The 22,316-nt window shown below is 42.0% G+C and carries 26 protein-coding genes; 17 read left to right on the plus strand and 9 right to left on the minus strand.

The annotated features are described in order from the left end of the window. Nucleotides 1-37: 37 nt before the first annotated feature. The 4 genes from ACRQ5D_RS30245 to ACRQ5D_RS30260 are packed head-to-tail and all read right to left on the minus strand — an operon-like array spanning nucleotide 38 to nucleotide 2,250. Nucleotides 38-847: a molybdopterin molybdotransferase MoeA gene (locus tag ACRQ5D_RS30245; RefSeq protein WP_432327588.1), complete on the minus strand. Its 810-nt coding sequence runs from the start codon at nucleotides 845-847 to the stop codon at nucleotides 38-40. Then, the gene (locus tag ACRQ5D_RS30250; protein WP_432327590.1) at nucleotides 790-1,242 is read right to left on the minus strand and encodes a hypothetical protein; all 453 of its coding nucleotides are present in this window, start codon (nucleotides 1,240-1,242) and stop codon (nucleotides 790-792) included. Before ACRQ5D_RS30250 ends, ACRQ5D_RS30245 begins: the two co-directional genes overlap by 58 nt. Nucleotides 1,243-1,259: 17 nt before the next feature. Further along, nucleotides 1,260-1,829 carry a hypothetical protein gene (locus ACRQ5D_RS30255; protein ID WP_431198655.1) on the minus strand — a complete coding sequence of 190 codons (570 nt, stop codon included), beginning with the start codon at nucleotides 1,827-1,829 and terminating at the stop codon, nucleotides 1,260-1,262. Continuing rightward, nucleotides 1,798-2,250 carry a radical SAM protein gene (locus tag ACRQ5D_RS30260; RefSeq protein WP_431198656.1) on the minus strand — a complete coding sequence of 151 codons (453 nt, stop codon included), beginning with the start codon at nucleotides 2,248-2,250 and terminating at the stop codon, nucleotides 1,798-1,800. Before ACRQ5D_RS30260 ends, ACRQ5D_RS30255 begins: the two co-directional genes overlap by 32 nt. Nucleotides 2,251-2,684: 434 nt before the next feature. Between ACRQ5D_RS30260 and ACRQ5D_RS30265 the strand changes: the two genes are divergently transcribed. After that, nucleotides 2,685-3,251 carry a nucleotidyltransferase family protein gene (locus tag ACRQ5D_RS30265; protein ID WP_431198657.1) on the plus strand — a complete coding sequence of 189 codons (567 nt, stop codon included), beginning with the start codon at nucleotides 2,685-2,687 and terminating at the stop codon, nucleotides 3,249-3,251. 28 nt (nucleotides 3,252-3,279) lie between these two features. Here ACRQ5D_RS30265 and ACRQ5D_RS30270 read toward each other — a convergent pair whose 3' ends face one another. Continuing rightward, complete coding sequence (locus ACRQ5D_RS30270; RefSeq protein WP_090526427.1) at nucleotides 3,280-3,723, minus strand: KTSC domain-containing protein; 444 nt, start codon at nucleotides 3,721-3,723, stop codon at nucleotides 3,280-3,282. A 276-nt stretch (nucleotides 3,724-3,999) separates the two neighbouring features. Here ACRQ5D_RS30270 and ACRQ5D_RS30275 point away from each other — a divergent pair, with 276 nt between their 5' ends. The 3 genes from ACRQ5D_RS30275 to ACRQ5D_RS30285 all read left to right on the plus strand — a co-directional run bounded on the left by ACRQ5D_RS30275 (nucleotide 4,000) and on the right by ACRQ5D_RS30285 (nucleotide 7,607). Next, entirely contained in the window at nucleotides 4,000-4,725 is a 726-nt protein-coding gene (locus ACRQ5D_RS30275; RefSeq protein WP_091162188.1) for an RluA family pseudouridine synthase, read from the plus strand. A gap of 110 nt (nucleotides 4,726-4,835) precedes the next feature. Beyond that, nucleotides 4,836-6,128, plus strand: a complete 1,293-nt coding sequence (locus ACRQ5D_RS30280; protein ID WP_431198658.1) for a hypothetical protein — start codon at nucleotides 4,836-4,838, stop codon at nucleotides 6,126-6,128. A 468-nt stretch (nucleotides 6,129-6,596) separates the two neighbouring features. Next, complete coding sequence (locus ACRQ5D_RS30285; RefSeq protein ID WP_091162185.1) at nucleotides 6,597-7,607, plus strand: glutamine synthetase beta-grasp domain-containing protein; 1,011 nt, start codon at nucleotides 6,597-6,599, stop codon at nucleotides 7,605-7,607. Between the two features lie 126 nt (nucleotides 7,608-7,733). On the opposite strand, the gene ACRQ5D_RS30290 is transcribed toward ACRQ5D_RS30285, so the two are convergent. Next, nucleotides 7,734-8,177, minus strand: a complete 444-nt coding sequence (locus tag ACRQ5D_RS30290) for a gamma-glutamylcyclotransferase family protein (protein WP_091162183.1) — start codon at nucleotides 8,175-8,177, stop codon at nucleotides 7,734-7,736. 116 nt (nucleotides 8,178-8,293) lie between these two features. Between ACRQ5D_RS30290 and ACRQ5D_RS30295 the strand changes: the two genes are divergently transcribed. The 13 genes from ACRQ5D_RS30295 to arsB all read left to right on the plus strand — a co-directional run bounded on the left by ACRQ5D_RS30295 (nucleotide 8,294) and on the right by arsB (nucleotide 18,759). Continuing rightward, entirely contained in the window at nucleotides 8,294-8,593 is a 300-nt protein-coding gene (locus ACRQ5D_RS30295; RefSeq protein ID WP_431198659.1) for a hypothetical protein, read from the plus strand. Between the two features lie 83 nt (nucleotides 8,594-8,676). Next, nucleotides 8,677-9,651, plus strand: coding sequence for a glutamine synthetase family protein (locus ACRQ5D_RS30300; RefSeq protein WP_431198660.1), 975 nt, complete (start codon nucleotides 8,677-8,679; stop codon nucleotides 9,649-9,651). A 95-nt stretch (nucleotides 9,652-9,746) separates the two neighbouring features. Next, nucleotides 9,747-10,133: a GxxExxY protein gene (locus ACRQ5D_RS30305; protein ID WP_091162179.1), complete on the plus strand. Its 387-nt coding sequence runs from the start codon at nucleotides 9,747-9,749 to the stop codon at nucleotides 10,131-10,133. A 182-nt stretch (nucleotides 10,134-10,315) separates the two neighbouring features. Then, nucleotides 10,316-11,353, plus strand: coding sequence for a hypothetical protein (locus tag ACRQ5D_RS30310; protein ID WP_432327594.1), 1,038 nt, complete (start codon nucleotides 10,316-10,318; stop codon nucleotides 11,351-11,353). 139 nt (nucleotides 11,354-11,492) lie between these two features. Continuing rightward, the gene (locus ACRQ5D_RS30315; RefSeq protein ID WP_432327596.1) at nucleotides 11,493-12,272 is read left to right on the plus strand and encodes an HAD-IIA family hydrolase; all 780 of its coding nucleotides are present in this window, start codon (nucleotides 11,493-11,495) and stop codon (nucleotides 12,270-12,272) included. A gap of 261 nt (nucleotides 12,273-12,533) precedes the next feature. Then, entirely contained in the window at nucleotides 12,534-13,586 is a 1,053-nt protein-coding gene (locus ACRQ5D_RS30320; protein ID WP_091162174.1) for a UDP-glucose--hexose-1-phosphate uridylyltransferase, read from the plus strand. 145 nt (nucleotides 13,587-13,731) lie between these two features. Next, nucleotides 13,732-14,796, plus strand: a complete 1,065-nt coding sequence (locus ACRQ5D_RS30325; RefSeq protein WP_431198661.1) for an aldose epimerase family protein — start codon at nucleotides 13,732-13,734, stop codon at nucleotides 14,794-14,796. An 86-nt stretch (nucleotides 14,797-14,882) separates the two neighbouring features. Then, complete coding sequence (locus tag ACRQ5D_RS30330) at nucleotides 14,883-15,275, plus strand: DUF7674 family protein (RefSeq protein ID WP_091162170.1); 393 nt, start codon at nucleotides 14,883-14,885, stop codon at nucleotides 15,273-15,275. A 112-nt stretch (nucleotides 15,276-15,387) separates the two neighbouring features. Next, nucleotides 15,388-15,873: a hypothetical protein gene (locus ACRQ5D_RS30335; RefSeq protein ID WP_091162168.1), complete on the plus strand. Its 486-nt coding sequence runs from the start codon at nucleotides 15,388-15,390 to the stop codon at nucleotides 15,871-15,873. Nucleotides 15,874-16,026: 153 nt separating this feature from the next. Then, complete coding sequence (locus ACRQ5D_RS30340) at nucleotides 16,027-16,356, plus strand: ArsR/SmtB family transcription factor (RefSeq protein WP_091162165.1); 330 nt, start codon at nucleotides 16,027-16,029, stop codon at nucleotides 16,354-16,356. A gap of 40 nt (nucleotides 16,357-16,396) precedes the next feature. Further along, nucleotides 16,397-17,239 (plus strand): arsenite methyltransferase, encoded by an 843-nt coding sequence (locus ACRQ5D_RS30345; RefSeq protein ID WP_091162164.1) that lies wholly within the window; start codon nucleotides 16,397-16,399, stop codon nucleotides 17,237-17,239. Nucleotides 17,240-17,246: 7 nt separating this feature from the next. Continuing rightward, entirely contained in the window at nucleotides 17,247-17,672 is a 426-nt protein-coding gene (locus tag ACRQ5D_RS30350; protein WP_091162902.1) for an arsenate reductase ArsC, read from the plus strand. A 1-nt stretch (nucleotide 17,673) separates the two neighbouring features. Then, nucleotides 17,674-18,759: an ACR3 family arsenite efflux transporter gene (arsB, locus tag ACRQ5D_RS30355; protein WP_091162162.1), complete on the plus strand. Its 1,086-nt coding sequence runs from the start codon at nucleotides 17,674-17,676 to the stop codon at nucleotides 18,757-18,759. Between the two features lie 79 nt (nucleotides 18,760-18,838). Here arsB and ACRQ5D_RS30360 read toward each other — a convergent pair whose 3' ends face one another. The 3 genes from ACRQ5D_RS30360 to gatB form a co-directional block, all read right to left on the minus strand. Then, on the minus strand, nucleotides 18,839-19,528 hold the full coding sequence (locus ACRQ5D_RS30360; protein WP_022831601.1) for a response regulator transcription factor: 690 nt from the start codon (nucleotides 19,526-19,528) through the stop codon (nucleotides 18,839-18,841). 123 nt (nucleotides 19,529-19,651) lie between these two features. Further along, a complete protein-coding gene (locus ACRQ5D_RS30365; protein ID WP_432327599.1) occupies nucleotides 19,652-20,779 on the minus strand; it encodes a redoxin domain-containing protein in 1,128 nt (375 codons plus the stop codon). Next, nucleotides 20,780-22,249 carry an Asp-tRNA(Asn)/Glu-tRNA(Gln) amidotransferase subunit GatB gene (gene gatB / locus ACRQ5D_RS30370; protein ID WP_091162160.1) on the minus strand — a complete coding sequence of 490 codons (1,470 nt, stop codon included), beginning with the start codon at nucleotides 22,247-22,249 and terminating at the stop codon, nucleotides 20,780-20,782. Nucleotides 22,250-22,316 lie beyond the last annotated feature (67 nt).

A 22,316-nucleotide genomic window follows, 5' to 3' on the forward strand; every position in this document is an offset into this window, starting at 1 on the left:
TTCAGTTTTCGATCTCTATCAGGGTAATCCCAAAATCCTACAAATCATGGTTAAACCTCCAAACTTTAAACACCTCTCCTGCTTTAAAATTATTCTTTTCAGGCGGAAGTTCTAAAAAAGCTTCGGTATCTGCTAAGTTAGCAAAATCGCCAGAACCATTTCCTTCAACAGGCGTAGCTATCAATTGGCCCAGCCCGTTACTTTGCAGTTTTACCTGCAGATAGTATTGTAAAGCCGGCTGAAATGTAAAATCTTTCCCTAATACCGCATATGTGGCGGCTTTTGCGGGCAAGCCCAGCGCTGTATTAAGCCATGTTAAAAAGTAACGGTGCAGGCACATAAATGTGGCTACCGGGTTACCCGGAAAAGCAAACACCAATGCACCGTTATTATGCCTGCCAAACCAAAAGGGTTTACCGGGCCGCTGGGCTACTTTATGAAACAACTTTTCAACCTTTAATTCTTCAAGCGCCCGGGGGATATAATCAAACTTCCCCATCGAAACACCGCCGCTTAGCAGCAGTACATCATAGTTTTGTAAACAGTATTGGATCTTTTCTTTAGTAACCGCGGGCTCATCGGGGATATGCAAAATATCAGCATCGGTACCATGTTGTTTTAAAACGGCCTTTACCATATAGCTGTTTGATTTGCGGATCTGGTACGGCAGCGGCGTTTCATGCACATCAACTAATTCATCTCCTGACGAAACTATTGCCACCCGCGGCATTTTTTTAACAAGCAGGTGGGTTTTACCTACTGATGCCGCCACACTAACGATCGCGGGGCTTACCACCTGTCCTGCCGATGATATAACATCATTTTGTTTTTTATCAAGGCCCTGCAAATGCAGGTTCTGCCCCTTTTTATGTCGCGGGTGTGTACGCTCGCCGACCCGGCGATGATCTCCACATCCTCGTAACGGATCACTGTATCAACCGAAGCGGGCAACACAGCACCGGTCATGATCTCGATGCATTCCTCGGCGCTGTCGATTTGAACCGGCTCGTCACCGGCTGCCTGGGTAGCTTTGATCCGGAAAATATTGATCCCACTTTCAATAGCTTCATATTTTACAGCTATACCATCCATGGTTACGCGGTTAAAAGGGGGCAGGTCGCGGTCGGCCTTCAGGTCTTCGGCCAGGGCACAGCCCAAAGCCTGTTCAAACGGGAAGCTTTGAGTACCATAATCCCTGATTTGTGCAAGCACCAGTTTTTCAGCTTCTTCAACCGTTGTCATATATATGTAGTTTAAAACTATCCGCCAATAGTGGCCATTGACTCGTGGATGCCTGTTTTGGCTACCCGTGCCCGCTCGGCTTCCCAGCCATCTGCCGGACGGTGGCCAAAAGCGGTTAACAAGGCATCCTCCAATACTTCATCAGAAGCTCCCGCGCGCATCAGATCTTTTAAATTGAGCACGCCATCATCATACAAACAGGTTTTTAACCCACCCTGAGGCGTTATGCGGATACGGTTACAGCTGCCGCAAAATGTACGCGAATAAGCGGCTATAATACCAATTGTACCTTTATGCCCCGGGACCTGATAATTGTATGAAGTGGAATAAGCCGGGTCATCCAGTTTCTTTATTTGCGGATATTTGCTTTTTATTTCATCTAAAATGCGAAGGTAATCCCAGTGCAACCCGTCGTATACATGGCCATCGCCGTTAAAAGGCATTTCTTCTATAAACCTGACACTTACAGGCAGCTCTTTGGCCAATTCAACCAGCGGGATAATGTCCTGAATGTTCTTGCCATCCATCACCACAGCATTGATCTTTACTTCCATATCATGGCTCAGCATGGCATCTAAGGCTGTCATCACACTGGCAAATTCTGTCGCGGCGGGTAATAGTAAAAAAGCGGTTGGCATCCAGCGTATCCAGGCTCAGGTTTATTGACCGTACACCTATCTTTTTTAATTCGGGCACATAAGGAGCTGTAAGTACGCCGTTAGTTGTAAGGCCCAGCTCTTTCAAACCATCCAGCCTGGATATAGCTGTGAGCAAATGCATAATATCTTTGCGTACAAAGGGCTCGCCCCCGGTAATACGGATTTTTTCGATACCCATTTTTACAAGCAAACTGCAACTGCGCAGCATTTCCTCATAGGTCATGAGCTCGGCACGTGAAAGCCAGTTCAACCCATCCTCAGGCATACAGTAAAAACAGCGCAGGTTGCACCTGTCTGTCACCGCGAGGCGCATATAGCTGATCTTCCGTCCATGATTATCTTTTAACAAAATGTAGCCTTTTTATCCTGTAAATTTAATTAATTAACAGCCATTACACCTTTAAGTTTATGCATGGCAATTGTAAAAATAAGCATTACCCCGCTTGGAGATGTTTACGAAATGTATTTTTATTTCCTTCCTCAGTGATATATCCGGTCTTAAATAAAATTACCAAAGCGTAACCGGGTTATACTCCTTTCGCAATACACACATAAAGCACAAAAAATCAATTTGTTATAAATGAACAGATCTAATTAAAACTTTCATTAAATTATTACCGTATTAAGGCAAGCATCCGCCCCAAAGAATTTATAAAAAGGAAGCCCCCTGAGCCTAAACAAACATAAAACGCAGGACCGGAAGCTACAAAATGGTAATGCATGATCATTAACCAGGCATTACAACAATAGTCATATCAACATCTAACGTAACAGTTATAAAAAATGACAGGGATTATTATTCTGGCAGCAGGCGCATCAAATCGTTTTGGCTCCCCCAAGCAAAACCAAATCTACCAGGGTAAAACCCTTTTACAGCGGGCGATTCAAACCGCGCTTACCTGCCTGAATTGCGAAAAAGTTATTGTGGTGTTAGGAGCCAATGAACAATTAATCCGTCCCAATATAGATGAACAAGCTGTAGGCGTTATTCACAATCCGCGTTGGGAAGAGGGAATGGGTTCGTCAATAAAAGTTGGTGTAGCCGAAATTTTGAGGCTTGAACCCGGCATAACTTCAATTATCCTGATGCTTTGCGATCAGCCATTTGTTGATTCATTCCTGATATCACAATTAATGGAAAAAAAGGAGGTTAATGACTGCGGTATTATTGCCTGCGGCTATCGTGATGTTTTGGGCGCGCCCGCTTTGTTCGATATAAAATATTTCCCTGAACTACTTGGCCTGCAGGGGGTAGAAGGTGCAAAAAAATCATCGAAGCACATACCGATGACGTTTTTATACTCCCTTTTCCGCTGGGCGCTATTGACATTGACACCGCCGATGATTTAGAAAGGCTTAACCAGGTAGGATAAGATCATTAAGCCGAAGCAACCAGTTTATTTACGCTGCGATATACAAACTCGTTAAAAATATGCCTGCGGGCAAACCGGCCGGGCGAATCAGCATTGATCAGTTTGATATAGACCGCTTTGGGCACTCCAAAATATTCATATACATTACCATCAAGAAAAGTAACTTTCAGTACCTGTTGCTTATACTCAAAATCGGCAATGTTTGATAACGTTGTGGTAGCTGTATAATCGGGCAAAGTTTGAGCACGGGTTTCAGGGGCAATACTTACCAAAAAATGATAAGCTTCAATAATTGTTTTACTCTTCTCTTCTGCCTCTGCCCTGTTGTCGTCCTGAAACCTGTCGGGATGCCAGGTTTTCATCATGCTTTTATAAACCGAACGTAACTCACTTAACTCCGCATTTTCGGTCACGTTCAGGAGTTTCCTGTAGTCGCCAATTTTTTTCATTGTTTATTTAATTCTTTTTTATTGTCGATGAAGGGATTACAGGCAAAAAAGCGCTCAGCACCACCATGAAAATAACGGCGCGAAGGTACACTTTTTTAATGAGGAAAAACAGGAAGTTTTATTTATTAAACAATGATGATATGGAGTAAATATTAGCTAAAACTTTTATTAACATTCAACTTAATTCGCTACCCTGTTTGCAGCTTCAATTTAGCAGCACAAATGAATAAAATACGGTGGCAGCTGTTTAAATTATAAACCGTATTTTTGCGGGCTATGAAGTTTCCCAAATTTGCCGATCTGATACTGTTTGAGAACGACGACGTTATTGTTGTAAACAAACCGCCTTTTATAAGTTCACTTGATGAACGGGGCGAAGGCAGCAGTGAGATCAGCATGTTAAGACTGGCTAAGACTTATTGGGACGATGCGCAGATCTGTCATCGCCTTGATAAAGAAACATCCGGCGCGCTTATTTTTGCAAAAAATCCCGAGGCTTACCGATCGATTTCCATTCAGTTTGAAAAGCGTAAAGTTAAAAAAGTATATCATGCGGTTATTGACGGTACGCATACTTTCGATAACCTGCTTGTTGATTTGCCTATATTAAATGTTGGCAAGGGCAGTGTAACCATTAGCAGGCAGGAAGGCAAGCGTGCCGAAACCTGGTTTCAGTCGTTAAAATATTATAAACATTATACTTTGGTTGAATGTCGCCCGGTTACAGGCCGTATGCACCAGATCAGGATCCACCTGGCTACACAAAGGGCCTCCATAGCCGGCGATGAGATGTATAAGGGCGAGCCTGTTTTTCTCTCCAAAATAAAGCGCAAATATCATTTAGGTAAAGATCAGGAAGAGCTGCCTATCATGAAGCGCTTTGCCCTGCATGCTTATGAAATAACATTTCGTATCAATCCCGAAACCGAAGTTACTATCCATGCTCCATATCCTAAAGACTTTGAAACGCTTTTGAAGCTGCTTGATAAGTTTGACAGTTAAAATTAAATGGTATAAAGTATTTGAAATTATCATACGCCAACGTATTTTTATGCTCCATGGCGCGTAGCTTAAAAAAATCCCTCTTCTGTATTTTGCTGATAATATCTGGCGTGAGCTATTCAAAAGCTGATCCATATGTATATCTTCCAGAAGACAGTCTTGTTCATTTTTTAAAGATCCAGAACAGGGATCTTCAGGATAAAAAACTGGTTAATTATATTAAGCTTCGCTTTCAGCAGGGGCCCGTAAATACGATCCCGCAGGGTAAAAATGAAGTTTATAAAGAGCTTGATAAATACGATGTGGGCGACAAGGAAGCTTTAAAATACTTTATTGAAAGCATTATTCAGAAACGCTTTTTAAAACTCCCCGAAGCTGAAACGGCTATGGTTAAAGCCATTAACCAGGCATCAAAAAACAAAGCCGATTTTTTGCTTTATTCGTTTATTAGCCATCTTGCTTTTATTCAAACAGATAAAGGCAACCCCATAGGCGCCATATACAGTTACGGTCTGGCTCAAAAACAAGCTTTAAAACTTAACGATCCGCTATTGCAGGTATTCTTGAATATCAATATATCCGATCTGTATTACAAACTCAACCTGTATAGTCAGTCATTATATTACCTTAACCAGGCATTTCATATTAAGGAAGAAAATAAGATAAAGGACGACAGATTTTACACGATAATAAGCTATAACAAGGCCGAAAACTTTTTCAGGACGAAAAACCTTGATTCGCTGCAGCGATGTCATGATGATTTAATGGGGCCAAACAACAAAAGTTATAAACTATTCAGCTATCAATATCGTACTGCCTATTATATATCGCTGTTAAAACATGATTATAACAAAGCCATAACACAAATCAAAAACCTTCAAAGGGACAAAAAATATGTACCTAACGATGTTGAGAAACAAAACCTGGCCGATGCTTTTTACCTGAACGGACAACCGGATTCGGCAAGCTCTATAGCTAACCAGCTGCTCGCGCTTCCATATTCTGATAATCACCCTGAAATAAAGCATCATCTTTATCAATTGCTTGGAAAAATAGCCCGGGACAGGGGCGATTACAAACTGGCTGTCGAGAATTTTGACCTTGCATTGAAACAATCAGAAGAAAGCCTGAATAATACCACACAGGTGGGCAATGTATCGGCGCAAATAAAAATTGATAAGATTGAAACCTCGTTTACCGATACTGCCGAAAAATACAGGCGCGAACGCCTTATTTTGATCCTCATCAGCATTACCACAGTTTTCATGTTTGCTGTTATTGCCCTGTTATACCGCAGCGCCAGGCAAAAACGGCACTATGAAAAATTATTATATGATACCAAAAAAACGAGCTGGCTTTTATCAACTCGCATGAGGTACGTAAACATCTTACCAATATATTAGGCCTCGTTGAGCTGATGAGCGAAAGCAAGGACAAAAAAGAGGAGTTTTTACAGGTTGAAAAGCATCTTTACGATTCGGCCACCAGGCTCGACGACGCTATTAAGAACATCTCAGAAAAATTAAGCGACTAAGTTCCTGTATCAATAATTTTTATCTCAGCCTTACCGGAAGAGGCAAGTATATCTGCTTGTATTAATACCTGCAAGGCTACCCCGTACACGCACATTTGCATTATTGATAAAAAACACCCCTTATTCATTCCCGAAAATATGAAATTGTTAAAAACACAGTTTTACAGACCCTTTTTTACAGGTTTACAGCTATAATTAACGTGTTATTGAAAAAAAATACAAAATTTCTTAACATTTGTAATGAATTTTGTAAAAATAATTTAAATTCGCCTTAATAATTATTGAGATTAATACAAAAACTATAATTAGAACCCCAACTTTACAAATTAATTAAAAAATGGCAACGAAACTCGAGTACATTTGGCTTGACGGCTATAAACCAACACAAAGCCTGCGTAGCAAAACAAAAATCGTTAAAGAATTTAGCGGAAAAGTAGAAGATTTAGATAACTGGAGCTTTGACGGTTCTTCAACTGAGCAGGCACCAGGTGGTTCATCTGATTGTATCTTAAAGCCAGTTTTTGTTGTTCCAGATCCGCAAAGAAAAAGCGCTTACTTAGTAATGTGCGAAGTATTAAGTGCTGATGGCAAACCACATGAATCAAACGGCCGTGCTACCATCGCTGATGATGATAATGATTTCTGGTTCGGTTTTGAGCAGGAATACTTCCTGTGGGATCCCGCAACAAACAAACCACTTGGTTTCCCTGCAGGTGGCTACCCTGGTCCGCAAGGCCCTTACTACTGTTCAGTAGGTGCAAACAATGCTTTCGGCCGCGAAATTGTTGAAGAACACTTAGACGTATGTTTAGAAGCAGGCTTAAACGTTGAAGGTATCAACGCTGAGGTTGCTGCCGGCCAATGGGAATTCCAGATCTTTGCTAAAGGTGCTAAAGAAGCTGGTGACCAGATCTGGGTTGCACGTTACTTATTGGAAAGAATTGGCGAAAAATACGGAGTTGCTGTTAACTGGCATTGCAAACCGCTTGGTCAATTAGACTGGAACGGTTCTGGTATGCACGCTAACTTCTCAAATACTACTTTACGTACTGCAAACAGCAAAGAAATTTTCACAGCTATCTGCGAGTCTTTCCGCCCTGCAGTTGCTGAGTGTATCGCTGTTTACGGTGCTGATAACGATCAGCGTTTAACCGGTAAACACGAAACAGCTTCTATCCATGACTTTAGCTATGGTGTATCTGACCGTGGTGCTTCTATCCGTATCCCTCTGTATGCTGTTGATCACAACTGGAGCGGTTACCTGGAAGATCGTCGTCCTAACTCAGCTGCCGATCCATACAAAGTTGCTGCTGTGATCATCAAAACTGTAAAATCAGCTAAGATTTAATCCCCCTAATAAATAGTTATTATTTTATCCCCCGGTTTATAAACCGGGGGATTTTTTTACAATCTGTTTGCCAACTACATATAGTTTTCAATCCAAGCATTAGCTTTATATATTTATGTTCAACTTTTATTTAAATGGCTGTTTAGCAGCATTATTTTGGGCAGAAGTATCTTTTAAATATTGGATATAGTCACCCGTGGTAACCTCATTATAAGCGGCTACAGGTAAATTATAAAGATACATCCAGCAATTTATGTCTCCATTATCAGTAAAAATATCAACCTTCTCCCTGATATATTCGTGATGATTGTACAATTCTCCTATTCCCTCATAATCATCAACTACTTTCAATATTGTTTCAGGGTCATCCATCATAAAAATACTACCGTAAATGTAGCGTTCTTCAGTATTACCGATCACAGCGCCGGGATACTGGCCAATATCATAAAGTCGCCCTCTTATTCTTCCGTCACCTATAAATTTACAGTGTTTATTTAGATACGCTGCAAACTCATTACCAGGCTGCAGCAATGTGCCATACACAAATAAAAATTGACTTGTTGTTTCCATAAATAACTCAAACAAAGGTAAACGCTATCGCGTATTATACACGCACAGGCTATTTTTTTATAGTTTAAGCCATAATAGCTATCTTGCTGCACCTTAACCGGCCATACTTTTATACCATGAACACAGAAGAGATCAAAGCATATATAGAACAGAATAATATCCAGAAAATAAAATTCGCCTTTGCCGATATTGATGGCATTTTACGCGGTAAGGTGATCCACCCTAAAAAATTTATTGATGGATTGCAAAGTGGCTATGGCTTTTGCGATGTGGTATTTGGCTGGGATAGCAGCGATGTTTGTTATGATAACGTACAGTTAACCGGCTGGCAAAGCGGTTACCCGGATAAACTTTGCCGTATTGACCTGTCGACCCTGCGTAATGTACCCTGGCAGGATGATATCCCCTTTTTTTAGCCGATTTCAGCAAATCCGACGGCAACGATCTGCCGGCTTGCCCTCGTAGCCTTCTCAAACATATCAAGGCCGAGTGTGAAGCAATGGGTTATCATGCCGAGTTTGCTCAGGAGTTTGAATGGTTCAATTTTAAAGAGACGCCGCAAACCCTTGTCGATAAAAAATTCACCAATATTGAACCACTTACACCGGGCATGTTCGGCTATTCTATACTACGCACATCTGAAAACAGCGATTTTTATTACGACCTATTTAACCTGCTTACTAAATTTAATATTCCAATAGAAGGGCTGCATACCGAAACTGGCCCGGGAGTATATGAAGCTGCTATACTTCATGATGAAGTTTTAGCTGCCGCAGATAAAGCAACGCTGTTTAAAACCGCAGTTAAAGAGATAGCCTATAAACACGGTATCATGGCATCATTCATGGCCAAATGGACCGAAACGCTGCCTGGCTGCAGTGGCCACATCCATCAAAGCCTGTGGACTAAAGACCAATCAAAGAACCTGTTTTACGATGCTAACGATGTGAACAAAATGAGCGACCTGCATAAGCATTACCTTGCAGGCCAGCTATATTGCATGCCTTACCTGTTGCCGATGTACGCGCCGACCATAAACAGTTATAAACGCCTTGTTGAAGGCGCCTGGGCGCCCACCACCATAACATGGGGTGTTGAAAACCGCACTACCGCGCTACGTGTTATCAATACCACCGAAAACTATACCCGCCTGGAAACCCGCATCCCGGGCTCGGATACTAACCCATACCTGGCCATGGCTGCAGCACTGGCTTCGGGTCTGTACGGTATTAAAAACAAGCTTGAACTAAATATTAAGCCAACAACAGGCAATGGTTACCAGGACAAAACTAATGGTGTACTATGGCCAAACCTGCATGCAGCCGCAACAGCCATGCAAAACTCCGATATTGCCAAAGAGCTCTTCGGCGAAGGTTTTGTTGATCACTTTACCCAAACCCGGCTGTGGGAATACCGCCAGTTTGCCAAAAGCGTAACCGACTGGGAGTTGAAAAGGTATTTTGAGATTATCTGAACCGGGATTTGGGGGGATTTTTCGGATTTACAGGATTTTGATATGCATGAGGGCAAAGATTGTTATGCTGATGGCTCTTTTATTTTGTTTTCAAAATGGATCAACTTAAACACACCGACATAACAGGTAAAATAATTGGATGTGCTATGCAGGTACATAGCACTTTGGGCAACGGATTTCAGGAGGTTATTTACCAGAAAGCTTTAGAAATTGAGATGGCCTTAAATGGCCTTGTGTTTGAACGGGAGAAGGAGATGCCAATCCATTATAGGGATCTTCATATCGGAACCCGCAGAGTTGATTTCTTTGTATCCGGAATGATCATGGTGGAGCTTAAGGCAATTACCCAACTTGAAGATGTTCATTTGGCACAGGCCACAAACTATCTGGAAGCCTATAATGTAGAGGTTGGTTTGCTATTAAATTTTGGCAGCAAATCATTAACTGTAAAAAGACTCCTAAACAAAAAATATAAACCCTGAAGATAAAATCCAATAAATCTTAAAAATCCATTTAATCCTGGTTCAGAGAAAAGCACCAGGTAAAATCCTGCCCATCCCAAAAAACCTTCCAAATCCCGGTTCAGAAATTAATAATATATTTACACCGTTAATTATAAACCGAATGCTGCCAATGGCGTAACTTTGCCGGCAGATACATACAAATGGACTATTCTTTTATTATCCGCAAGGCCTGGGAAGGGTATGACGCGTCAAAAACCATCCGCGATATTGAAGATATCAGCGCTATGGTTTCAACCAATCACGTGTACCGTATTACGTTTGATGACGATGATATTATCATAGCCAAACTCTCATACTTTGGCAAGTTCGAACATTTTAAGGAGGACCACCGCATTATTCAAACGCTGGCAATTAACCTGCTTTACCCGTTTGAGAATTTCCTGGCCCGTTCTTTACAAAAAAACAACCGCGTTTACATCTATCATCATAAACACGGCAAAACCGATGCCTGGGTGGTTTTCTATAACCCTACACGTATTTTACAGCGCCTGCCACGCCGGTTAGAAGAAAACCATATTAAAAAACTTGGTCAGCAGGTTGGCAAATTCCATAAAGCATGCTCCAGGGTTAAAAATGTGTTGCCTAAATCGTCAAAGACTTTACGCACCGATATCTGGGCGTTGCAGCAACAAATCGAGACCAACCCAAAACAATTTGGCTCCGGTATGCAGGCCGACTTTTTAAAATACCACTGCGAAACCTTTTTGAAAAACCGCTCCAAATACAATATGAGCTCGTTCGAGATCATTCCTGTATTTATCGACTGGAATATCGGCAACTTTTCGGTAACACCTGATCTTGAGCTTTACTCGCGCTGGGATTATGATTGGTTCAGGATGAGTTACCGTTTGCTCGATTTTTATTTTTTTAGTCGCGTAGTTTCTGATATCGGCGACCGTACCGTTTTCAGCTACGTGATCAACACCATGATGGAAGACCGATTCATCATTTTTTTAAAAGAATACCATAAAGTTAACCCGCTTACTGCCGATGAGATCCGCTTTTTAAAAGAAGCTTATCGTTTTTTTATCCTGAATTACGTAATTAAAGATGGCAAGCACTTTTTTAGCGAACAATATGCCAAAAAACTACAGACTGAAGCTTTTGACATCTATTTACCATCGGTAGACAGGGATTTTGATGCCGAAAAGATCATTGAGGCCTTAAAATTAAAATAGGTTAGCTATCTTTCGGGCTGATTTTATAAAAAGCCCTAAAACAGATAAGCATGACCAGGATAGACAACTTTAAATCCATAATTGATAAATACGAAGTTGTTTTTTTGATGCTTTTGGGGTTCTGAAAAACTATGGCGGTTTGCTTCCGAGTATTGAGCGCACCTTTTCTTACCTGGCAGAACAAGGTAAGGAGTATTACATTGTAACCAACGATGCTTCACGAAGCCCGGTGCAATTAGCGGAATCCTATACCACTAAAGGATTGACCGCCATAACACCCGACAGGATCATATCATCGGGCATGCTTACCAAAGAATATCTTGACCTGAAGGTGAACGACGGTATCGTAGCTTATTTAGGTACGCCCGATTCTGCCCATTACATTGATAGCTCGGGGCTGCATACATTGCCTATCAGCGAAGTAAACGAAAGCAATATTGACAGGGTTAACGCGCTGGTGTTTTTAGATGACGAAGGTTTTGACTGGGGACGTGACCTGAACAAATCAGTTAACCTCATGCGTAAGCGCACCATTCCAGCCATTGTAGCCAATACCGATCATGCCTATCCCCTAACCAAACATGACGTATCGATAGCCATAGGCGGCTTAGCCAGTATGATAGAAAAAATTGTAGGTAAAGAGTTTATTCGTTTTGGTAAGCCGGATTCGCAGATGTTCATGTTTGCCTACGATCTGCTGCGCGAGCGCAGGCCGATCAGTAAAAGAGATATTGTGATGGTAGGCGATACCCTGCAAACAGATATTCTGGGCGGTAATAAATTTGGTTTGGATACAGTACTGGTGCTATCCGGTAATACCCAGGCCAAAGACGCCGAAAACCGCATCACCGCCACCGGCATTGTGCCAACTTATATTTGCGATTCGGCAGTGGTGGAGGCCGGTGGATTGGGATTCTAAACTTCCAAAGCACGTCATTGCGCGGCAACCGCCAGGAAGCATAGCCACCTGTATAGAATGTTGTTGCTTCGTCGTTCCTACTCGTATGACATTCAATCCCCCCTTTTCTACAAATCCTATCAATCTTTCTACTGTAACTATTTATTTAGAAAAATTTATTTTAAATGTATGATTTACATTTATTTTTACCAACTTTGAAATCGCTAAGGTATAACTGTCTACCTTACATGTATAAGCCAATTAATACCTGATTTTAAACTAATGGATACAAATTTTGATCTTAAAGAGCACCCTCACAGCAGGTTAAACATTTTAACAGGCGACTGGATCCTGGTATCGCCGCATCGTACAAAACGCCCGTGGCAAGGCAAAGTTGAGGCTACACAAGCCGACGACCGCCCGCAGTATGATCCGGCCTGTTACCTGTGCCCTACAAACAAAAGGGCCGATGGCAGCGAAAACCCTGATTATAAAGGGAGCTTTGTTTTCACCAATGACTATTCATCGTTGTTACTGAATACGCCCGATGGCGGTTTAAATGAAGATGAACTACTGGTAGCTAACAGCCAGAAAGGCATTTGCCGGGTAATCAGTTTCTCGCCGAGGCATGACCTCACCCTGCCCCAGATGACCACCAAAGAGATTAGCAAAGTGGTTGACGTATGGCAGTCGGAATTTGAAGACCTGGCTTCTTATCCATGGATCAAGCACATCCAGATCTTTGAAAACAAGGGCGATATCATGGGTTGCAGCAATCCGCATCCGCATGGGCAAATCTGGGCGCAAAACAGCCTGCCGGTTGAAGTAGCTAAAGAAACCCAGCAGCAAAAGTTGCATTTTGAGCAAAAAGGAACAAGCCTTTTAGCCGATTACCTTGCATTAGAACTTAAAAAGCAGGACCGCATAGTTTTTGAAAATGAACATTTTGTTGTGCTTGTACCATTTTGGGCAGTTTGGCCGTACGAAACTATGATTGTAAGCAAAAGGCATGTAACAAGCATTTTATACTTTACCGAGCAGGAAAAACATGCCCTTGCCGACGCTATCAGGAGGCTCACCATCAGGTATGATAACATGTTTGAAACATCGTTTCCTTATTCGGCTGGTATGCACCAGTCTCCGGTTAACTCGGGCGATCATCCCTACTGGCACTGGCATATGCATTTTTATCCGCCGCTGTTACGTTCGGCCACGGTTAAAAAGTTCATGGTAGGTTATGAGATGCTTGCCAATCCGCAACGCGATATCACAGCAGAGTTTGCTGCTGAAAAATTGCGTGGTTTAAGTGAGGTCCATTATAAAACGAGGGAATAATGAAAAAACGCTATTTTTAAACCAAACTATAACCAACCTATTTATGAGAAAATTAATTAAAGGTATTTATTTAACAATTTTACCTGCTTGTAGCCTATATTTGGCTGCCTGTAATCAAAATTCAACCTCACCGAAAAACACTACTATGGCGGATAGCACCCAAACCACTGCATCAGCATTTGAAAAAACAATCGATGGTAAACAAACCCATTTATTTACCCTTAAAAACAAAAACGGCATTATTGCCACCATCACCAATTATGGCGGCCGTGTGGTAAGCTTGTTAGTACCCGATAAAAATGGCAAGTTAACCGATGTTGTTTTAGGTTTTGATGATGTGGAAGGTTTTGAAAAATCAACCGAACGTTATTATGGCGCTACCATTGGCCGTTACGGCAACCGTATTGCCAAAGGCCATTTTAAAATAGATGGTAAAGATTATCAATCGTCAATTAACAATACGCCCAATATGTTGCACGGTGGCAAACACGGTTTCCAGGAAGTGGTGTGGGATGGTAAAATGATCGATTCATCTACCGTAGAGCTTACCTATCTTTCAAAAGATATGGAAGAAGGCTTCCCCGGTAACCTCAATGTTAAAGTAATTTACAGCCTTACCGACGATAATTCATTTAAATGCCAGTACGAAGCTACTACCGATAAAAAAACGGTTGTTAACCTTACCAACCACGCGTTCTTTAACCTCAATGGCGAAGGCAGCGGTACAATCCTCAATCATTTGGTGCAGATAGATGCTGATAATTATTTACCGGTTGATGCAGGCTTGATCCCTACCGGGAAACTTGAAAAAGTTGCCGGCACTCCGTTCGATTTCACTAAGCCCGAAACCATTGGCAAACGTATTAACGAAGACAATGTGCAGTTAAAAGATGGCAAAGGTTACGACCACAACTTTGTACTGAACAAACATGACCTGAGCACTCCAATTGCGACTGTTGTAGGTGATAAAAGCGGTATCAAAATGGAAGTATTTACCGAAGAACCTGGCTTACAGTTTTACAGCGGTAACTTTATGCAGGCTAAAAACGCAATGAAACGCGGTATTAAAGATGAGTACCGGACTTCGTTCGCGATGGAAACCCAGCATTTTCCTGATTCACCAAATCAGCCGCAATTCCCTTCTACGGAATTGAAACCCGGCGATACCTATAAAACGCAATCGCTTTATAAGTTTTCGGTAGTAAAATAACTGAACACTTTTTTATACAAAAGTCCTGCCCAACGGCAGGACTTTTTGCTTTATATTAGTTCCTGATATAACCATAGATATACAAAATGAGCGCCTGGCGAAAACGGGCAATTGAAAGCCTCCCTTCCTTAAAGAAGGACTTTGAGGATCCACAAACTTCAATTTATGGCGTTTTCATGGAGTTATTACCGGTTACTGTAGCGTCTCATAAAAGTAATAACGTCGCACAACTCAAAAAGAACTATGATTTTGCCGAATGGTGTTTCAGGCAAAAATCTGAAAACCTGTGGAATGCCGCCTGCGTATCGCTTTATGAACATCTGGGTAATAAGACCGAAACACTTCAGGCCATACATTTATGGGTTAAACAAGATATCTATATCGAGATACGATCACTCTTGAAGCAAAGAGTTGGCGAGGCTACTTTAAAAATAATAGACGGCTTATATGGGTTGAGTAATGCCAGGTTTACGGGCTGATCTTAATGGCTTCGATGTTTAATGTTTGTTAAGCAGATTTAAAACAAACCTAAACTTTTTGAGGTTAACAGGTTAATTAATAACAATCTGTTTACCTATCTATAAAAACATCATGAGTGATCAATCAACCCAACCTGAAGAAAAGGGATTTTTCGAGAAGGTTAAAGAAACAATTGAAAGCCTTTGGGAAGGCACAAAAGATACAGCCGAAGACGTAAAAGAAGCAGCCGAAGAAAAAATAGAGGATATCAAGGAAAAAGTAGCCGCTAAAAAAGCCACGGCTACCAAAAAAGCTGCGCCAACTAAAACCGCAGCAGCTAAAAAAGCAAATGTGGTAACCACCAAAGCAAAAAACGCAGTTTCTGAAGTAAAAGCGAAAGCCGAAACCAAGGCTAAAGCCATTACCGCCAAAGCAAAAGATGAAGCGGCAACCGCTAAAAAAGCTGTGGCTGATGTAAAAGCAAAGGCAGCAACTAAAGCAAAAGCTATTACCACAAAAGCCAAAACTGAAGCCACGGAAGCTAAAAAGGCCATAGCATCGAAAACTGCCAAAACAGCTACCAGCGTTAAAAAGAAAGCGGCAGCTACAGCTAAGTAAGGTTGCCAATTTTCAGACCTGCGAAGTTTTAGAAACTTCGCAGGTCTTCCTCTCCTCCTTCCGAATTTACTTCATCAGCCAACATTCAGCCTAAAATTAAATTGCAAAAGCTATTGACAGCAATTTAATTAATCGTAATATTGCAATATAATTATGGGCATCACTAAAACAGAAATATTTACCGACGAGCAGAACAAACTGGCTGTGCAGCTTAAAGCTATCGCTCATCCGGCCCGGATTGCCATCCTGCAGCTTATTATTGAAGCTAAGGCTTGCATCTGCGGCGATCTGTCATCTGAATTAGGGTTGGCACAACCTACAGTGTCCCAGCATCTTAAAGAATTAAAGAATGCAGGCCTCATACAGGGTACTATTGAAGGTGTAAGTGTTTGCTATTGCATTGAGCCCGAAGCCTGGAAAAACCTGAATGATGAGTTAAATAAACTATTCTCATCGTACAAAGACTTCAATAATTGCTGTTAAAATTTTTTGGTCACATTAATCGTAATATTGCAATACACAAGTGAAAACAAACGAGGAATTAAAAGAATTGGTAAAGCTGAAATACAGCGAAATTGCCTTACAGGATAAGGATACCAATCAATCATCATGCTGCGGGGCTGGCGGATGTTCAACCGAGGTTTACAATATCATGAGCGAAGATTATACCAAACTGCAGGGTTACAATGCCGATGCCGATCTCGGTTTAGGCTGCGGTTTGCCCACGCAATTCGCCCAAATTAAAAAGGGAGATACGGTAATTGACCTCGGCAGTGGTGCAGGCAATGATTGCTTTATCGCCCGTTCCGAAACCGGCGAGACCGGCAAAGTAATAGGGATTGATTTTACAGACGCTATGATTAGCAAGGCCCGCGAAAACGCCGACAAACTTGGCTTTAATAATGTGGAGTTTCGTTTGGGCGATATCGAGCATATGCCGGTAACTGCCAACGCGGCCGATGTGATTGTAAGCAACTGTGTATTAAACCTGGTGCCTGATAAAAACGCTGTCATTAAAGATATTTACCGCGTATTGAAACCCGGGGGCCATTTTAGCATTTCGGATATTGTATTGACAGGCAGCCTGCCCGAAAAGATCAGGACAGCCGCCGAAATGTATGCAGGCTGCGTATCAGGGGCCATTCAAAAAGAGGAATACCTTGATCTCATCAGCAAAAATGGTTTTGTCAATATCATTGTGCAAAAAGAAAAACCCATTATTATTCCTGACGATATTTTAAGCAATTACCTATCGGCAGATGAAATTAACGAATTTAAAAACGGCAACGGCGCTATTGTAAGCGTTACCGTGTATGCCGAAAAACCCGAAACAAAAGTATGCTGCGAACCAGGCTGCTGCCAATAAAACAATTATGAAAAATATATTAGTACTATGCACAGGCAATAGTTGCCGTAGTCAGATAGCCGAGGGATATTTAAAGCATTTTGCGGGCAGTAAAGCAAACATATACAGTGCGGGCATTGAAACACATGGCGTAAACCCCAAAGCCATTAAAACCATGGCCGAGGATGATATTGATATTTCCAACCATACCTCAAACCATGTGGATGAATACGCCAACATTGCTTTTGATTATTTAATAACTGTTTGCGATAATGCTAACGAAGCCTGCCCTTACTTTCCGGGGAATGTGAAACGTTTTCATTACAACTTCCCGGATCCGGCCAAAGCCCGCGGCACCGAAGATGAAGTGATGGGCGAATTCAGAAAAGTACGTGAACAGATCAAAGCGTACACCCAACAATTTGTAGAACAGCATTTAACCGAAGCGCAATAATATGTCTGCCAATAATTGCACTCCGGCTGTTGAACGAAAACGGCTCGGTTTTATTGATCGTTATCTCACCATCTGGATTTTCCTGGCTATGGCTATAGGCGTTGTAACAGGATACTTTATACCCTCATCGTCCGATTTTATCAATTCGTTTTCGAGCGGGACTACTAATATTCCGTTGGCGATCGGCCTCATATTAATGATGTACCCGCCGCTTGCCAAAGTAAAATATGAACAAATGGGCAGGGTATTTAAAGATATCAAAATATTAAGTGCCTCACTTGTTTTAAACTGGATAATAGGCCCTATCCTAATGTTCATTTTAGCTGTCGTTTTCCTGCGCGGTTACCCCGAATATATGACAGGGCTGATACTAATTGGGCTTGCCCGTTGTATTGCCATGGTTGTAGTATGGAATGAACTTGCCGATGGCAGCCGCGAATATGCCGCCGGTTTGATAGCCCTGAACAGTATTTTCCAGGTACTTTTATATAGCGTATATGCTTACATTTTTATAACCGTACTGCCGCCGGTGCTTGGCTTTAAAAGTCTCCAGGTACATATTACCATGCTCCAGATTGCCAAAAGCGTGGGTATCTATCTCGGTATTCCTTTTGCCGCTGGTATTATTAGTCGTTATACATTGATCAAACTAAAGGGCGAGGGTTGGTTTCAGCAAAAATTTGTTCCTTTTATTTCGCCCATAACGCTTATTGCGCTGTTGTTTACCATTATACTTATGTTTAGCCTCAAGGGTAGGCTTATAGTGCAAATCCCTATGGATGTGGTTCACATTGCTATACCGCTGGTATTTTACTTTGCAATTATGTTCCTGCTTAGTTTCTACATCGGCAAATACTTTGGTGCCGATTACTCAAAAAGTACCTCCATTGCGTTTACAGCTACCGGCAATAATTTTGAGCTGGCTATCGCCGTATCTATTGGTGTATTTGGTATTAATTCGGGGCAAGCATTTGCAGGGGTAATCGGCCCGCTGGTTGAGGTTCCGGCACTGATAGCGCTGGTTAACGTGGCATTTTGGCTTCGCAGAAAATACTATCGTAATGAAGTTATAGCCAAAGGGGACTAATTACAATGCCATCCCACAAAAAAAGCGATTGGGGACAATCCAATCGCTTTTTTAATAAATCCCTTCGGGGCCGGGGGGCTTAAGCTTCAAACTTATAACCCACACCCTTCACGGTAGCAACGCAATCGTCGCCCAGTTTTTCGCGTAGTTTACGGATGTGTACGTCGATGGTACGGTTGGTAACCACTACCGAATCTTCCCAGATGTTTTTAAGGATCACCTCACGGGTATAAACTTTGCCGGGTTTTGAAGCCAGCAGGTACAATAGCTCAAATTCTTTTTTGGCCAATACTACTTTAACACCGTTTTTATAAACCAGGTAAGCTTCACGGTCGATAACCAGGTCGCCTATTTCCAGTTTATTATCAATTACGTCTTCGGCAGGGGCATTACGACGAAGTATGGCGTTTATGCGGCTAACCAGCGCACGTGGCTTGATAGGTTTTGCAATGTAATCATCGGCACCTACGTTAAAACCGGCAATTTCCGAATACTCTTCGCTGCGGGCTGTTAAAAACACCATAAAGGTATTTTTAAACTCGGGCATGGTGCGCATAATGCGGCACGCTTCTATCCCATCCATTTTAGGCATCATGATGTCAAGTACAATCAGATCAGGCAAGGCTTTCTTCGCCTCAGCAACAGCTTCCTGGCCGTTACGTGCTAAAAATACCTGGTAACCTTCCTTTTTGAGGTTATACTCAATCAGTTCTAAAATATCCGGTTCATCATCAACAATAAGTATTTTCTGTTTTGCGGTGCTGCTCATGTTGCGTTAATTTTTTTGTATAAAAGTATACGCTTTACAACAGCTAATGGTTAAGCCAATATTAACAAATTGTTAAACGTTACCTTATATTAACCCTAAGTTGAGGCTATTTAAATGTTTTATTTAAAAAGCTTCAAGATCGGCGCCTGTAATATTTTTGGCAACAATATTTCCCTGCGGATCGATGATGAAATTTGAAGGGATAGCTTCAATACGGTAAAGCCTTTCTGTAGCGCCTTCAAAGCCGTTTAAATCCGAGCCATGGGCCCAGGCAAGCTTATCATCGCTGATAGCCTTTTGCCACGGTGCTTTGTCCTTATCAAGGGAAACACCTAAGATGTTAAAGCCTTTACCTTTAAAGGCATTGTACTGTTTAACCACATTAGGATTTTCCTGACGGCAAGGCTGGCACCATGAAGCCCAAAAATCAATCATTACATATTTGCCTTTGTAATCAGACAAATTAATTTGCTTGCCATCAATACCGTTAATGGTAAACTCAGGCGCTTTATGACCAAGAGAGATCGGCTTAGCCTTATCCATCTGCGCAATAAACTTTTGTACCGTAGGGTTATCCTTAAAATCGCCCCTGATTTCATCAGCAAATTTGATAAGCTGGGCTTCGTATTTGGTAGGATCGAGCGTGGTAGCTGCATAAAAGCCGGCAAGCGATTTTTTATTATCGTTCACAAATTTTAAAACCGCCTCGCCGCCTTCATTCATATTCTTTAAAAATATAGGCATGTATATTTTCAGTAGCGAATCGTTCCGCTCACCGCGAGATTTTTCCTGGTATTCGGCAAAAAGCTTAGTATTTTTATCGCCGTAAAGATTACTGATGCGGTTAAACTCCTTTATCTTGTCCGAATCATCGGAACCCTTGATAGTATACTCGTGGTTTTTATTGTTATTGTCTGTTTCAAACTCAATATCATCGCCATTTTTAGCAATAAAATCGTACAGGTTTTCGCCCTGCATTTCGCCACCCTGCGGACCGGTATTGCCTACCCGAAGTTTAAACAGGTTTGGGTAAAGCGCCACATGTTTAAACTCAAACTTACCGCCCTCGCCTAACGAAGTAGAATCAACAACCTTTAAGCCCGAGCTATCGGCCTCAATCAAATAAACAGCTTTAAGGTTACCCGGATTTTTGATAGTTCCCGAAACACTAAATTGCGATTCGTTTTTACAAGAGTACATGCCCGCGCTAAGCAATAACAACGCGCCGGCAGCCAGATTTTTAACTTTCATTTACTTTGCTTCTAATTCCTTTATCAATAGCTGGTTAGTTTTCTGCGGGTCGATCTTACCTTTTGAGCTTTTCATAATCTCGCCCATAAACAGGCCTAAAACACCCTTTTTCCCCTTTTGGTATTCCTTAACCTTATCAGGATATTTGGCGATGGCATCCTTTATAAAACGAGTTACATCATCACCATCGGCACTGATCAGCAGGTTAAGTTCCTTAGCCAGATCATCCGGTTTTTTGCCGGGTTCTTTGATCATGGCAGGAAACAATTTGTGCGAAGCTACAGAATTATTTATCACCCCGGTGTCAATTAGTTTGATGAGGGCGGCAAGGTTTTGCGGCGTAACAGCAAAGTTACCAATGGTTTGGTTATGATCATTCAGGTATGAGCGTACAGCACCCATCAGCCAGTTAGCAGCAGCTTTATAATGATCGGTATATTTTATCAGCGATTCAAAATAAAAGGCGGTGTCCCTATCAGCAGTGATGACCGACGCGTCATAATCGGTTAAGCCTAATTGCTCTGTATACTTATGATACAACTGACCGGGTAGAGCTGGCAAGCTTTTGCGGACGTTTTCCACATACTCATTGGTAAGCTTCAAGGGCGGAAGGTCCGGCTCGGGAAAATAGCGGTAATCGTTGGCCATTTCTTTTGAACGGAGCACTGAAGTTTCACCTGTATCGGCATTAAAGTTCAGCGTATTTTGATCGATGTGGCCGCCGGCTTCAATAATGTTTACCTGGCGAGCAAACTCATGCTCAATAGCACGCTGCACGTTACGGATGGAGTTAAGGTTTTTTACCTCGCAACGGTTACCATAAGCAGTTGCACCTTTAAGCCGCACCGAAATATTAGCGTCGCAGCGCATGCTGCCCTCTTCCATGTTACCATCGCAAATATCAAGATAGCGGAGAATTTTACGCATTTCGGTCAGGAACTGGCCGGCCTCTTCGGCGCTGCGCATATCTGGTTCAGATACGATTTCCACCAGCGGTACACCGGCGCGGTTCAGGTCGATCAGTGAATCGGCGTGGTGCTGATCATGCATACTTTTCCCGGCATCCTCTTCCATGTGAATGTGGTGCAGGGCTATGTTCTTTTCAGTGCCATCGGCCAGTTTCACGGGCACATAACCGTTAAGGCAAACAGGCGCCTGGTCCTGGCTAATCTGGTAGCCTTTAGGCAGATCGGCATAAAAATAATTTTTACGGGCGAAGCTGTTATTCAGGTTGATAGTGCAATTACAGGCCAGGCCCATTTTAACGGCATATTCAACCGCTTTTTTATTAATAAAGGGCAAAGTGCCTGGATGCCCCAGCGATACCGCGCTAACATGGCGGTTAGGTTCGGCACCAAAGGCAGCCGAATCTGCCGAGAATATCTTACTTGATGTAGATAACTGTGCGTGTACTTCGAGGCCTATCACCAACTCGTACTTTTCAGCTACCCCGTCTGCGAGAACTGTCATAAAAATAAAAATTCAGCTATGATTTTACTGATGTATAAAAGTCAAATATATAAAGATTAATACAGTA

This window comes from Mucilaginibacter sp. P25, assembly GCF_050859465.1.
GTDB classification, from domain to species: domain Bacteria; phylum Bacteroidota; class Bacteroidia; order Sphingobacteriales; family Sphingobacteriaceae; genus Mucilaginibacter; species Mucilaginibacter gossypii.

Coding starts and splice junctions, on each gene's coding strand:
- ACRQ5D_RS30250 (WP_432327590.1), bottom strand. CDS start 1,242: ATGACAACGGTTGAAGAAGCTGAAAAACTGGTGCTTGCACAAATCAGG.
- ACRQ5D_RS30255 (WP_431198655.1), bottom strand. CDS start 1,829: ATGACAGCCTTAGATGCCATGCTGAGCCATGATATGGAAGTAAAGATC.
- ACRQ5D_RS30265 (WP_431198657.1), top strand. CDS start 2,685: ATGACAGGGATTATTATTCTGGCAGCAGGCGCATCAAATCGTTTTGGC.
- ACRQ5D_RS30270 (WP_090526427.1), bottom strand. CDS start 3,723: ATGAAAAAAATTGGCGACTACAGGAAACTCCTGAACGTGACCGAAAAT.
- ACRQ5D_RS30275 (WP_091162188.1), top strand. CDS start 4,000: ATGAAGTTTCCCAAATTTGCCGATCTGATACTGTTTGAGAACGACGAC.
- ACRQ5D_RS30285 (WP_091162185.1), top strand. CDS start 6,597: ATGGCAACGAAACTCGAGTACATTTGGCTTGACGGCTATAAACCAACA.
- ACRQ5D_RS30290 (WP_091162183.1), bottom strand. CDS start 8,177: ATGGAAACAACAAGTCAATTTTTATTTGTGTATGGCACATTGCTGCAG.
- ACRQ5D_RS30295 (WP_431198659.1), top strand. CDS start 8,294: ATGAACACAGAAGAGATCAAAGCATATATAGAACAGAATAATATCCAG.
- ACRQ5D_RS30300 (WP_431198660.1), top strand. CDS start 8,677: ATGGGTTATCATGCCGAGTTTGCTCAGGAGTTTGAATGGTTCAATTTT.
- ACRQ5D_RS30305 (WP_091162179.1), top strand. CDS start 9,747: ATGGATCAACTTAAACACACCGACATAACAGGTAAAATAATTGGATGT.
- ACRQ5D_RS30310 (WP_432327594.1), top strand. CDS start 10,316: ATGGACTATTCTTTTATTATCCGCAAGGCCTGGGAAGGGTATGACGCG.
- ACRQ5D_RS30320 (WP_091162174.1), top strand. CDS start 12,534: ATGGATACAAATTTTGATCTTAAAGAGCACCCTCACAGCAGGTTAAAC.
- ACRQ5D_RS30325 (WP_431198661.1), top strand. CDS start 13,732: ATGGCGGATAGCACCCAAACCACTGCATCAGCATTTGAAAAAACAATC.
- ACRQ5D_RS30330 (WP_091162170.1), top strand. CDS start 14,883: ATGAGCGCCTGGCGAAAACGGGCAATTGAAAGCCTCCCTTCCTTAAAG.
- ACRQ5D_RS30335 (WP_091162168.1), top strand. CDS start 15,388: ATGAGTGATCAATCAACCCAACCTGAAGAAAAGGGATTTTTCGAGAAG.
- ACRQ5D_RS30340 (WP_091162165.1), top strand. CDS start 16,027: ATGGGCATCACTAAAACAGAAATATTTACCGACGAGCAGAACAAACTG.
- ACRQ5D_RS30350 (WP_091162902.1), top strand. CDS start 17,247: ATGAAAAATATATTAGTACTATGCACAGGCAATAGTTGCCGTAGTCAG.
- arsB (WP_091162162.1), top strand. CDS start 17,674: ATGTCTGCCAATAATTGCACTCCGGCTGTTGAACGAAAACGGCTCGGT.
- ACRQ5D_RS30360 (WP_022831601.1), bottom strand. CDS start 19,528: ATGAGCAGCACCGCAAAACAGAAAATACTTATTGTTGATGATGAACCG.
- ACRQ5D_RS30365 (WP_432327599.1), bottom strand. CDS start 20,779: ATGAAAGTTAAAAATCTGGCTGCCGGCGCGTTGTTATTGCTTAGCGCG.
- gatB (WP_091162160.1), bottom strand. CDS start 22,249: ATGACAGTTCTCGCAGACGGGGTAGCTGAAAAGTACGAGTTGGTGATA.